11 protein-coding genes are annotated in these 12,803 nt (G+C 64.8%); 3 read left to right on the forward strand and 8 right to left on the reverse strand.

The genetic code is table 11. The features are described 5' to 3' along the window. The first annotated feature begins 12 nt into the window (after positions 1 to 12). Positions 13 to 534 (forward strand): L-2-amino-thiazoline-4-carboxylic acid hydrolase, encoded by a 522-nt coding sequence (locus tag AC1VON_RS33505; RefSeq protein WP_483126227.1) that lies wholly within the window; start codon positions 13 to 15, stop codon positions 532 to 534. Between the two features lie 93 nt (positions 535 to 627). Here AC1VON_RS33505 and AC1VON_RS33510 read toward each other — a convergent pair whose 3' ends face one another. The 4 genes from AC1VON_RS33510 to AC1VON_RS33525 form a co-directional block, all read right to left on the reverse strand. Further along, a complete protein-coding gene (locus AC1VON_RS33510) occupies positions 628 to 1,383 on the reverse strand; it encodes an ATP-binding cassette domain-containing protein (protein ID WP_172348482.1) in 756 nt (251 codons plus the stop codon). Further along, positions 1,376 to 2,437 carry an ABC transporter permease subunit gene (locus AC1VON_RS33515; protein WP_172348481.1) on the reverse strand — a complete coding sequence of 354 codons (1,062 nt, stop codon included), beginning with the start codon at positions 2,435 to 2,437 and terminating at the stop codon, positions 1,376 to 1,378. Before AC1VON_RS33515 ends, AC1VON_RS33510 begins: the two co-directional genes overlap by 8 nt. Before the next feature lie 102 nt (positions 2,438 to 2,539). Continuing rightward, a complete protein-coding gene (locus AC1VON_RS33520) occupies positions 2,540 to 3,520 on the reverse strand; it encodes an ABC transporter substrate-binding protein (protein WP_172348480.1) in 981 nt (326 codons plus the stop codon). A gap of 410 nt (positions 3,521 to 3,930) precedes the next feature. Next, positions 3,931 to 4,830: a sugar-binding transcriptional regulator gene (locus AC1VON_RS33525; protein WP_172348479.1), complete on the reverse strand. Its 900-nt coding sequence runs from the start codon at positions 4,828 to 4,830 to the stop codon at positions 3,931 to 3,933. A gap of 290 nt (positions 4,831 to 5,120) precedes the next feature. Here AC1VON_RS33525 and AC1VON_RS33530 point away from each other — a divergent pair, with 290 nt between their 5' ends. Further along, positions 5,121 to 6,029 (forward strand): tagatose-bisphosphate aldolase, encoded by a 909-nt coding sequence (locus AC1VON_RS33530; RefSeq protein WP_483126228.1) that lies wholly within the window; start codon positions 5,121 to 5,123, stop codon positions 6,027 to 6,029. An 86-nt stretch (positions 6,030 to 6,115) separates the two neighbouring features. Then, positions 6,116 to 7,561, forward strand: coding sequence for an ROK family protein (locus AC1VON_RS33535; protein WP_483126229.1), 1,446 nt, complete (start codon positions 6,116 to 6,118; stop codon positions 7,559 to 7,561). An 18-nt stretch (positions 7,562 to 7,579) separates the two neighbouring features. Here AC1VON_RS33535 and AC1VON_RS33540 read toward each other — a convergent pair whose 3' ends face one another. The 4 genes from AC1VON_RS33540 to AC1VON_RS33555 all read right to left on the reverse strand — a co-directional run bounded on the left by AC1VON_RS33540 (position 7,580) and on the right by AC1VON_RS33555 (position 12,796). Further along, on the reverse strand, positions 7,580 to 8,362 hold the full coding sequence (locus AC1VON_RS33540; protein WP_172348476.1) for a DeoR/GlpR family DNA-binding transcription regulator: 783 nt from the start codon (positions 8,360 to 8,362) through the stop codon (positions 7,580 to 7,582). A 255-nt stretch (positions 8,363 to 8,617) separates the two neighbouring features. Then, positions 8,618 to 10,261: a choline dehydrogenase gene (locus AC1VON_RS33545; RefSeq protein WP_483126230.1), complete on the reverse strand. Its 1,644-nt coding sequence runs from the start codon at positions 10,259 to 10,261 to the stop codon at positions 8,618 to 8,620. Between the two features lie 29 nt (positions 10,262 to 10,290). Then, a complete protein-coding gene (locus AC1VON_RS33550) occupies positions 10,291 to 11,925 on the reverse strand; it encodes an ABC transporter ATP-binding protein (RefSeq protein WP_483126231.1) in 1,635 nt (544 codons plus the stop codon). Next, positions 11,912 to 12,796 carry an ABC transporter permease gene (locus AC1VON_RS33555; protein WP_483126232.1) on the reverse strand — a complete coding sequence of 295 codons (885 nt, stop codon included), beginning with the start codon at positions 12,794 to 12,796 and terminating at the stop codon, positions 11,912 to 11,914. The genes AC1VON_RS33550 and AC1VON_RS33555 overlap by 14 nt, the downstream gene beginning before the upstream one ends. Between the last annotated feature and the right edge of the window lie 7 nt (positions 12,797 to 12,803).

Here is a 12,803-nt window from a genome sequence, read left to right on the forward strand (position 1 = left end):
TCAGGACGCATCATGACCGACCCGCAAGCCAGAGCCGAGAAACTGTCGCGCGAACTCGATTCCGCCTTCCGCAACCGCGCCGATCTCTACCGTCTCTTCCTCGACGAACTGACCGGAGAGCTGGGCGCTGAAAAGGCGGAGGCGATCATGATCCGCGCCATCGAGCAGCGCGGCAAGGAGGTGGCGGCAGCGGCCTTCGCCAGCTTTGGCGCCAACGACGCGCGCGCCATCGGCGAGGCCTTCCTGGCCGTCAGCCCTGACGGCGGCCAGATGTATCCGACCGATGTCGAGCGCGGCGATGACCGCATCTCCTTCAAGGTCAAGCGCTGCCCGCTGAAGGACGCCTGGGTCGAGGCCGGCGTTGGCGATGAAAAGCTCGCCACGCTCTGCCGCATCGCCGGCGCCTTCGACCGTGGCCTGTTCGAGGCGACCGGCGTGCGCTTCGACAACGTCACCTGGACGCCGGGCCACGGCTCCGGCTGCTGCCACATCGCATTGGCCAACCGTGATGCGGCTAGGCGATTGACGATCTAAGGTCTGTTGAGATTCAGGTCAGGCCGAGTTGGAATTGAAGACGGACGCGAAGCGACCGTTTGCAGGCCGGCATCACCTGAATATCAATTCACCTTAGCCGCCGACCATCAGCTTGACGACTTCGTCATGGTTGGTCTCGGAGATCTTGCGCTCGCCGGCCTGGACGCCGCGCCGCAGCACGACGATGCGGTCCGAGACAGCGAAGATGTCCTGCAGATTGTGCGAGATGAAGATCACCCCGCGCCCTTGCGCCTTGAGCTGATGGATCAGCGAAATCACCTTGCGCTGCTCGGGCACGCCGAGCGCCGCCGTCGGCTCGTCCATGATCAGGATCTGTGCATCCCAGTAGACGGCGCGGCCGATGGCGACGGCCTGGCGCTGGCCGCCGGAGAAATTGCTGACCGGGGCCTCGAGCCGGCTGACATGGAAGTCCAGCCGGCCCATCGTCGCCTTGGCCGCCTCGGCCATCGCCTTGCGGTCGAGCACCGGCAGGAAGCCGAACGCCTTGCGCATCGGTTCGCGGCCAAGGAAGATGTTGGCGCCGATCGACAGATTGTCGGCGAGCGCGAGATCCTGGTAGATCGTCTCGATGCCCTTTTCGCGCGCCTCCTGCGGCGTCGCGAACGTCACCGGCTGGCCCCTGAGCAGGATTTCGCCACCCGTCGGCTGGAACACTCCCGATATCGCTTTGATCAGCGTCGTCTTGCCGGCACCATTGTCACCGGCCAGCGCCACCACTTCGCCCGGCCCCACGGCCATGGAGAAATCGTTGAGCGCGCGCACGGCGCCGAAGTGCTTGGACAGGTTTCGGACCTCCAGCAGGGGCGTGGTCTGGTTGCTGCTATTCATCCTGACGAGCTCCACTGAACCGGCGTTGCGCCTGGTCGATGAGGACGGAAATGATGATGACGACGCCGACGGCGATGAACTGCCAGAACGGTTCGACATTGACGAAGACCAGCCCGTACTGGATGACCGCGATGACCAGCGCGCCGGCGACCGTGCCGAAGATGGTGCCGGAGCCGCCGAACAGGCTGGCGCCGCCGATCACCACCGCCGCGACGCTGTCGAGCAGCAGGGGCTCGCCTGCCTGCGCCGCACCCGCGGTAAAGCGCGCGGCATAGAGCGCGCCGCCAAGGCCCGCGCACATTGCCGACAGCACATAGAGCCGCAATATGTGGCCCCTGATGTCGATGCCGGCGCGCCGCGCCGCCTGCACATTGGCGCCGATGGCATAATTGTGCTGGCCGAACCGGGTCTGGCTGAGCAGATAGTGCATGACGATGACGAAGACCGCGGTGATCAGCACCAGATAGGGCACGCCATAGAACTTGCCGTTGCCGAGCAGCGCGAACCAGGAATTCTGCACCGGCACGGTGGTGCCGCCGGCGAGCAGGAAGGCGGCGCCGCGCGCGACGCCGAACATGCCGAGCGTGCCGATGAAGGGCGGCACCTTTAGCCGCGAGATCAGCAGGCCGTTGATGACGCCCGGCACGCCGGCAACGATCACCGAGGCAAGGATGCCGGCCAGCATGGCCAGCGGCAGGGGAATTGCGGCTCCCGCCAGGTTTGTGGCATGCGCGGCGATGACGGCGGCAAGACCCATGATGAAGCCAAGCGACAGGTCGATGCCGCCCGAAATGATGACGAAGGTCTGGCCGGTCGCCAGCAGCAGCGGCGCCACGGCGAAGATCGCGATGGACTGCAGGTTGAACGGGTTGAGCATGAAGGTCGCACCGAAGGCGAGCCTCGACCAGACCTCGAAACAGACGATCAAGCCGGCAAGGAACAGCCAGGCGCGTCCTTCGGCGATGCGTGCGATCAGGCTCCTGGCTGGATCGCCGTGATCGGCTTGAGGGGCGACATGCTTGTCGGCCGGCTGGGCAGGTGATGTCGAGGTCATGGATACTCCGCGGCGCGGCTGACTTCAAACAGGTCCTGCCTCTGGCGAGGACCCGGCACAGGCTCCTCCCGGCGGACCGGGAGGAGCCAAGCTGGTCTGGACTTACTCGGAGTAGAGGTACTTCGAGATGTTCGGATCCGCGATGTTGGACTTGTCCATGATCGTGAAGCCGGTGCCGATGCTGACCGGGATCGAGTTCCCGGTCAGATGGGCATAGGCTGAGACGACGCCGTAATAGCCGATCTCGGCGGGATGCTGGGCAATCGCCACATCGACCAGACCGGTGTTGATGTTATCGACGATGCTGGTCGGAGCATCGAAGGCGACGACCTTGACGGTGCCGCTCTGTCCGGCCTGCTTGACGCCGTTGGCGGCACCCAGCGCCGAGAACAGATTGGCGCCGAAGACGCCAACCAGGTCGGGATTGCGGGCAAACACCGCCTGCAGCTGCGAGGCCGCCTTGTTGGCGTCGTTATCGTTGAACTGGGTCTCGAGAACGGTGATGCCGGGATGGTTGGCCGCCATCTCCTTCTTGAAGCCGTCCTCACGCTGGTCGGTGGTCGAGATGCCGGGCTTGACGTTCGACACATAGACCTTGCCCTTGTCACCGATGGCGGTGGCCAAGGCGCGCGCCGCGATAGCGCCGCCGAGCACGTTGTCGGAGGCGATGTAGGAGAGCGGGAAGTCGGCATCGCCAGTGCCGGTCTGGTAGACACCGCTGCCGATGAACGTGTCGACGGTGATGACCGGGATGCCGGCATCATGGGCCTTGCGCAGCGGCTCGACCAGCTGCGCCTTGTCGGTCGGCGCGATCAGGATGGCGTCCGGCTTCTTGGCGATGACGGCGTCGAGCACCGGCACCTGGGTGACCGGGTTGAAGTCCGGTGCACCCTGGAAAACCAGGTTGACGCCGAGCGCGTCGGCGGCCGCCTGCGCGCCCTTGCGCATGGTGATGTAGAAGCCGTCCGTGGTCAGGCCCGGAATGAGCGCAATGGTGTACTTCTTGTCCTGCGCCTGTGCGGGCGCGATCAGCACCGTCGCACTGACGGCAAGCGCCGCGAGCGCGGCAACAATCTTCTTCATGACATCCTCCTCATTATTGGCAGATCTGCCGTTGCAAGTGACATTGGAATGGCCGTCATCCCTGCGGATGCCGACGGCCGGGAACGCCTGTTTGCCTTCGCGGGCAGCTCCTCCCAAGCGCCCTCCAGTCGATATGTCAGCCGGTCAGCCGGCCGGCGCACCTGGCCACAGCCCCGAACCTCCGCCTCCGCGAGGTCCGGCAAACTGTGCCCCACGCCGCGCCTTGCTGGCGGGCGTTCGAACTTGTAACACTTTGCAGAAATAAATTGCAACTCGGTTTTTCCGAGCTGGCAGCGCCGGGTTTTTCACACCGTACGACATTCGACTGCTCCGCGGAGCCCCGGCCGACTATCGCCCGCGGCTTTCGGCGGCACAACTGGTTTTCGCGGCAGATACTGCCCGCTCCATGGCTACGCGAGCGCCGCGAGGATGGCCTGCGCCGTCTTGGTATCCGTCACCAGCGTGTTGATGAGCCCGGCGCGAACGGCGGCAATAATCGCCGTCGCCTTTTCCGGTGATGCGGCAAGGCCGATGACCAGCGGCACGGCGCGCAGTTGCGCCGGCGACATGGCGATCATCCGGCTCTCCCCTTCCCAGGCGATCAGCGTGCCCTCGGCATCGAAATAATGGCGAAGCACGTCGCCGGCGGCATGAACCAGCGCCTGCTCGCTCGGCGTGGCGGCACTCGCCTCGGGCGCATTGATGGCATGCGGCAGGCCGATGCCGACGATCGCGACATCGGTCCGCTCCCACAGCGCAACGGCATCGCGTATGGCGGCGTCGCGCAGGAAAACCTCACGCAATTCGCTGGAGGGCAAATAGGGCGCATGGATGAAATGCGGCGTGCCGCCGAACTCCTCGGCGGCAAGCCGCACGAATTCGTTGACCTGAAAATGCGCCGCCTGCTGCTGCATGCCGCCGGTGGCGGCCACGGTCAGCACGCCCGGCATGCGCGGCAGGCCGGCCCGGATGACCTCGCGCACGGCGCGTCCCCAGCCGATGGCGACGACGGAGCCTGCCACCAGTTGCGCCTGCCTGAGCAGACCGCCAAGCGGTGCCGCGAGCGCTGCCAGCGTACCCGCCGCTGGCGTTTCCACCACCGCGGCATCCCGCAATTTCAAGCCATCGACCAGCTGCCTGGTGATGTCCTCCGGTGTCGCCAGGTCGAGAACCTCGATGCGCACGATCCCTTCGGCCCGCGCCCGCTGCAGCAGGCGCGAAATCGTCGCGGTGGAGACACCGAGCTGCCGCGCGATGTCGACCTGCGACATCTCCTCCACGTAATGCAGCTTGGCCACCGTGTGCAGCATCGTCCGCGATGGGGTGGCATCCTGGATGGGAGAAACAGGCAGCTTGCAATTCCTTTCAGCAACGTGTTACACACGTATACGCCGACGGGAGTTATCGCGCAAATCAAGCCAACTCGCAACGTGCGGTGCCACTGCAGGCCGCCCGGCCAGCGAGGCGCTGTTCGCGAGGGGCGGAGGACGCGGCACCGCCGCGAAAATCTCCCTGCCGGCACGGCAGGCAGAACTGAACATTATTCTTTTCACGGGATCCGCGCCCTCCGCGAGAGAGCGCCAACATCGGACCGAAGATCATGACGAAGATGACCACCGCGGAACTGCGCGGCTACCAGCAGATATGCGGCAAGAACGGGGCCATGGTGGCCATAGCCTGCGACCAGCGCGGCGGCATGCGGACCTTGCTGGCGTCGGACCCGGCCGAACAGGCCAGGATCACCAACGACATGCTTGGCGACACCAAGGCGGATATCACGCGCTACCTCGCCAGTGCCGCATCCTGCGTGCTGCTCGACCCGCTCTGCGCGGTGCCGCGCATTGTCGACGAGGGCGTCTTGAACCGCGATACGGCACTGCTCATCGGGCTCGACGCTTCCGGTTTCGACGTCTCGCCCAAGGGTTACCGCCTGTCGCGCCTGGTTCCCGGCATCGACGCGCGCCGCGTCCGCGCACTCGGCGGCACCGGCGGCAAGATCATGGTCTATCTCAGAGCCGACAAGCCTGAAGCCAACGAGCACAACATCGCCATCCTGCGCCAGTGCATCGCCGATTTCGGGCAGGAGGACCTGCTGCTCGTCGTCGAGTTCCTGACCTATCAGCTCGAGGGCGAAAGCCCCGAGGATTATGCGGCCAAGACGCCATGGCTGGTTGAGGAAGGCACCAGGATTTCGCTCGACTGCGGCGCCAAGGTGCTGAAGCTTCCCTACCCCGGAACGCCGCAAGCCTGCGCCAACATCACCAAAATGGCCGGTGAGGTGCCTTGGGCGGTGCTTTCGGCCGGCGTCAACCACGCCACCTTCCTTGGCCAGGTCGAGATCGCCATGCAGAACGGCGCCTCGGGCGTGATCGCCGGCCGCTCGTTGTGGAAGGATTGCATCTCGCTCGACCGTGACATCCAGCGCGAAAGGCTTAAGACCATCGCGGTGCCGCGATTGCGTGAGATCCAGGCCGTGATCGGGCACTACCGGCAGAAAGCCGCTGCCTGATAATCGAATTTGGAACTAGAGCTATTCCAGCAAGAGTGTGAAGCGGTTTTGCGTCCGGAATTGCGTGAAAACAAATGCGGGACGCCATGCCTCTCAGCATAGGAATCGACATCGGCGGCACCAATCTGCGTGCCGCCCGCATCGCCGAGACCGGTGAAATCCTCAAGCGCGTTTCCGAAAAGAGCGCGCCCGACCCGGAACTGGTGCTCGGCCGCATCGCCGACATGGTGCGCCTTCTCGACACGCCGGATGTGAAGGCCATCGGCGTCGGTGTCCCCGGCCGCGTCGATGCGCGGCGCGGCGCGGTCCTCTCGGGCGGATATGTCAACCTCGCCTCGGTTGCACTGGCGCGGCGCCTGGAAGACATGACGGGCAAGCCTGTCGTCATCGACAATGACTGCAACATGGCGCTGGCCGCCGAGATGGCGCTCGGCGCCGGGCGTGGCCATGGCAACATCGTCATGTTCACCATCGGCACCGGCATTGGCGGCGCCGTCGCCCAGGATCGGCGGATCACGCGCGGCTTGGCAACGGCAGGCCAGCTCGGCCACATCACCGTCGACGTCAATGGCGAGGTCTGCGCCTGCGGGCGCCGCGGCTGCGTCGAGACCACCAGTTCGGGCACGGCGCTCGGCCGTCACATTGCACGCGCCGGGCTCGGCCCCGACATTTCGGTCGATCAGCTCTTTGCCCGCGATGCAGCGGGCGATACCGCCGCGCGCAGCGTACTGGATGCCTGGGCGAGGCCGCTGCGTGCCGCCATCGACACAGCCGTTGCCGTGCTTGATCCCGACATGGTGCTGCTTGGCGGCGGCCTCGGCCGGGCGGCACACCTAGCGCTCGGCCGCGCGCCGGCGCTGGCGCCCTGGTATCAATGCCAGGTCGAACCCGCGCAACTCGGCGATGACGCTGGTGTGATCGGGGCCGGGCTGCAGGCCCTGGCGGCGGAGCCGCATGCCGTTCCGGTTGCCCCCTTGGCCCTGTCCGGCCAGATCAAGCGCGCGGTGCTTGTCAACGGAATCCCCGCCAGCGGCAAGAGCACGGTCTCGCGCGGCATCGCCGATCGCATGGGCTGGCCGTTGCTGGCGCTCGACACCATCAAGAACCCGTTCCTTGAAGTGCTCGGCGGCGGCGACCGCCTGTTCAACCGCACGCTTGGCCGCGCCAGCTACCAGGCGATCTGGTCCGTCGTCGGCGAAGCTCCGGCAGGGACCACGGTGATCGTCGACGCCTGGTTCGGCTTCCAGCCGCGCGAGGTTCTGGAGGATCACCTGCGAAAAGCCGGTGTCGGACAGACCGTTGAAATCTGGTGCCACGCGCCCGGCGAAGTGCTTGCCGAGCGATACGGCGCCCGGCTCGACCAGCGCCCCGCCGGCCATCCCGGTGCGGCCTATATCCCCGAACTGATCGAGCTCGCCAAGCGCGCCGAACCGCTACGGCGCGGGCCGCTCTTCGACGTCGACACGACCAAGCCGATCGACTTCGACGCCATCACGGCCTGGCTGCGAGCCAAAATGGCTGGCGACGCATAGATAGTCGGTCGGCCCCGTTCAACCGCCGCCCAGGACGTGGAGTTCCGTCCCAGCCGCTTCGATGACGGCGCGTAGCGCCGGCTGCGGTTCGCGATCGGTGACGATGTCGGAAAGCTCGCCGATTGCGCAGACGCGTTCGAGGCTGTTGCGGCCGAACTTGTCGTGGGTCACCACAAGCGCCGTCGATAGCGCTCGTGCAATCATTGCCCGTTTCACCGCGGCCGCCCCCGAGATCATGTCGCTGGGCCCGTCCACGGACAGGCTCGAGGCGCCGATGATCGCAACGTCGGCATTGTAGCGCCTCACGAATTCCACCGTGTCCTCGCCGAGCACGCTGGCTTCGCGGCTGTCATAGGTGCCGGGGCACAGGATAACCCGAAAGGTTGGATTGGCGCCGGCCACCGAGGCGACACCGATGGAGTTGGTGATGATGGTCAAGTCGCGCCTCAGCTGCGAGAGATTGCGCGCCGCCTCGTAAGTCGTCGAGCCGCCGTCGATCATCACGATCTGGCCTTTCTTAACCAGCCCGGCCACGCCACGCCCGATCCGGGCGCGCTCCTCGATCATGGTCTGGCTGCGCTCGGCGATCACAGGCTCGGATGTCACCAGCGAGATCGTCGCGCCGCCATAGGTCCGGTTGAGCAGCCCCGCATCGCCAAGCTCGATAAGATCGCGCCGAATCGTTTCGCCGGCGACACCAAGGCGCGTTGCGAGCCTGGAGATACGGATCGATGCCGAGCGCCGCACTTCCGACAGAATGAGCTCATGCCGCTCCTTCTTCGATAGCCGGCTTTGTTCCATGATCGATCCTCCGCGAAGTCGACACTATTAACCATGCCGAAGCAGATGGGAAAGAGTCTGGCGAGAGGGTTATGGCGCGCATGCACCGTATGATTTCTGGCCAGCCCGGCGCGAGGTGATCACCTCGCGCGATCATCGCGAGGTGCTCGACGCCATCGATGATCGCGGCATCACAAGGCGGCCGTTCCCGACCGCGCACCGCGCTAGGTCGTGCATCGGCCGAAGGAGGTCGATGCCGCGCTGGACCGCGTCGTCTCAGTTGGGTGTTGAAGCGGACTTCCTCAGATCAACTTTCGGTAACGCCCGGCGCCCGAGGATCATGTCCGCGGCCTTCTCGGCGATCATGATGGTTGGACCGTTGAGATTGGAACTGACGACGGTCGGCATGACCGAGGCGTCCACCACCCGCAGCCCGTCAATGCCGCGGACACGCAGCCATGGATCGACAACCGAACCGTCGTCGGCGCCCATGCGGCAGGTGCAGCTCGGATGGAATTCAGTCTCGAGGCGCGTGCGCATCAACTCGTCGATCGCGATGTCGTCTTCGACGCCGGCGCCGGGAAACGCCTCGCTGGTGCCGAGAACCGCAAGCGCCTTGTCGCGGGTGATCTCGCGGGTGACGCGAAGTCCGTCGCGAAATTCGCGCAGGTCGCGATCAGTTGCCAGGAAGTTGAACCGGATCATCGGCGCCGTCCGGGGGTCCGACGTGCGCAGCCGGACCGTGCCGCGGCTTTCCTGCCGAAGCTGAGACAGGTGCAGCATGAACCCGTGCGCCAGCGAGAAGCCTTTGCCAGATTTCTCCATCTTCATCGGACCGAGATGATATTGCATGTTGGGATAGTCGACGGTCGGATCGCTGCGGATCACGCCGCCGACTTCCCATATGTTGGACGAAACCGGGCCGGTTTTCGTCGCGAGCCAGCGCGCGCCGGCATAGGCCTTGCCAGCCGGATGGCCCAGCCAAGTCATCGAGACAGGCTCCCTGCAATTGAAGGCCAGCCCGATGTTGAGATGGTCCTGCAGGTTACGTCCGACTCCGTCGTTGCGAACGATGGTCTGGACGCCAGCTTGGGCGAGTTCTTCGGGATTGCCGATGCCTGACAGCATCAGGATCTGCGGACTGTTGATGGCGCCGGCGCTGAGAATCACCTCCATGGCCGCCCCTGCGCGGACGACAGCACCGGCCCGTTCGTAGACGACCCCGGTCGCACGGCCGCTGGAGATGACGATGCGATGGACCAGCGCGCCGGTGATCACGGTCAGGTTCGAGCGGTTTCTTGCGGGATGGAGATAGGCGACGGCGGCACTGCAGCGCTGTCCGCCGCCCTTGGTCGAATCCATGCGGCCGAGACCTTCAGGCTGCTCTCCGTTCAGATCGTCGGATATGGTGTGGCCGACATTGGCGCCGGCCTCCAGAAACTGGTCGAAAACCGGTGATTGCAGCCTTCCCTGGCTGACCCGCAGCGGACCGTCGGCGCCATGGTAGGGACCGACGCCCCGGTCGCTGGTTTCCGATTTCCTGAAGTAGGCCAGGCAGTGGGCATAACTCCATTCGTGCAGCCCTGTCGCGGCCCATGCGTCATAGTCGCGTGGATGACCGCGCAGATAGACCATTGCGTTGATCGACGACGAGCCGCCCAGCACCCGCCCGCGCGGAACCGGTATTCGTCGTCCCATCAAGCCCATCTCGGGTTCGCTGTGATAGTTCCAGTTTATGCGGCGGTCGCCATGCACCTTGTAGACGCCGGCCGGCATCCGCATCATCAGTCCGCCGTCCGGCGGACCAGCCTCGAGCAGCAGCACGGCACAGTCCGGGTTGGTGCTCAGCCGGTTCGCCAGAACGCATCCGGCGGAACCCGCTCCAACGATGATATAGTCGTATCGGGCTTTTTCTCTCATCTCGGTCCTGCGGTGGCGGTCGACCTATCTCAGCTCTCCTGAAGCTGACGGGCGGCGATGACGCCATCCAGCCAACCTTCAGCCATCTCGGGAACCGAATCCAGCAGCAGTTGCGTGTACGGCTTGTGCGGCGGCGCCAGCACCTCGTCCTTTGGTCCCTGATCGACCACGGCGCCCTGATGCATGACGACGACATCGTCGGCAATGGCTCTCACCGTGGCGAGATCATGGGTGATGAAGAGATAGGACACGCCCAATCTTTGCTGCAAGGAGACCAGCATCTTCAGGATTTCCGCCTGCACGATCTGGTCGAGAGCCGAGGTGACCTCGTCGCAGACGATCAGCTCAGGATCGGCAGCCAAGGCCCGCGCAATGGCTACGCGCTGGCGCTGGCCGCCCGACAACTGGCCGGGCAGCCGATCGATGTAGGAGGCGTCGAGCTCCACTGTCTTCAGCAACTCCAGGATGCGTTGCGTCCGTGCCGAGCCGGTCAGGCCATGGTAGAATTTCAACGGTCGACCAATGATCTTGCGCACCGCATGGCGTGGATTGAGCGCGGTTTCGGCCGACTGGTAGATGATCTGGATTTTTTGCAGCGTGTCCTTGGTGCGCTGGCGCACGAGAGGCGCGCATGGCTCGCCCTTGAAGGAGAGCGAGCCGCTGTCTGGCGCCATTAGTCCGGCGATGACACGGCCCAGCGTGGATTTTCCCGATCCGGATTCGCCGACCACCGCCACGGTCTGCCCATATCCGACCGACACAGATATGTCGCGCAACACCTGAAATGAACCGTAGGATGCGCTGAGACCGTCGATCCGCAAGAGCTCCGGCGCCTCGGATCTTGTTGCCATCGGGATGTCATGAACCGCCCAGAGCGATTTCGTATAGGGATGTTCCGGTCGCGTCAGCATCTTGGAGACCGGTCCCTCCTCGACTGCTTCGCCATGGCGCAGGACCATGATCCGGTCTGCCATCTGCGCCACGATGGCGAGGTCATGTGTGATGTATAGGGCGGCAACGCCGAATTCTTGGATCGCTTCCCGGATCGATACCAGGACCTCGACCTGCGTGGTCACGTCAAGCGCCGTCGTCGGCTCGTCGAAGACGATCAGGTCCGGCTTGCAGATCATAGCCATTACGACCATGGCGCGCTGCAGCTGACCTCCTGAGACCTGGTGTGGATAGCGCCTGCCAAAATGGTCGGGGTCCGGCAATCGCAGCGCGCGAAACAACGCCCGCGCATTGGTCTCGGCTTCCACGCGGCCCTGGCCGCCACGCGAAACGGCTGCCTCGACGATCTGCTCCATCAATCGGATGGCGGGGTTGAAGGAAGCCGCGGCGCTTTGCGCGACATAGGCGATGCGGACGCCGCGGAGGCGGCGTTGACGAGCCTCCGGCAGGTTTAGGACGTTCTCGCCGTCAAACAGGACACTGCCCGATTTGATGCGGCACCCCTGACGCACATGGCCAAGGGTGGCGAGGCCGATCGTCGACTTGCCGGCTCCGGACTCGCCGACCAGCCCCAGCACTTCGCCTCGCTTCAAGGTGAAGCTGATGCCCTTCACGATCTCCGACCATTCGCCGCCGGCCTTCGCCTCTATGCGGAGATCGGAGACCGTCAGGACGGTGCTGTCGGCGCGACCCGGCCGACTAGCGCTCGTCATCGGAAAGACCACTTGATTCATTCAAAAACCAGTCCGCAACGAAATTGACGGCGACCGTCAGCAGCGCGATTGCCGCCGCCGGGATGAGCGGTGTGAAGTCGCCGCCGCTTATAAGGGCGGCGGTGTCACGGACCATGGAGCCCCATTCGGCCATTGGCGGTTGGAGGCCGACGCCGAGGAAGGACAGGGCTGCTATGGCCAGGAAGACAAAACAGAATCGCATGCCGAATTCGGAAATGAGCACGGGCAGGATGTTAGGCAGGATCTCCTGGGTGACGATCCAGGGCAGTTTTTCGCCCCTGGCTTGCGCGGCCTCGACAAACTCCAGTGTCACCACGTTGAGCGCGGCCGCGCGCGACAGGCGGAATACACGGGTCGAATCGATCACCGCGATGATCAGCACCAGATTGGTGACGCTGGAGCCGAAGATCGCGAGCAGCATGAGCGTGAAGATGAGATCGGGGATCGACATCACGGAATCGACGAAGCGGCTGAGCAACTGATCCGTCACGCCGCGCAAGGCGGCCGCGACGATGCCGAGGCTGCCGCCGATGATGAAGGCAAGCAGCGTGGTGACGAAGGCGATACCGATCGAATTGCGCGCGCCGAATATCAGGCGGCTGAACAGGTCGCGTCCCAATTGGTCCGTGCCAAAGACGAACTGGCTGCTCCACGGCTCGAACGGCGTTTCCGACACGACCTGATATTCGCCGTAGGGCGCGATCAGCGGCGCAAACAGCGCCGCGGCAAGATAGGTGGCGAGCACGACCATGCCGAACCACGCCGTGGGTGGTGCACGGCGCAGACGGCGTTTTGCGCTTGCGAGGAAGCCTTGCGCGCGTTCGGGTCGCTGGACGTTGGACAATGCCATATCGACC

The organism is Mesorhizobium sp. HAY1-8B (assembly GCF_056868045.1).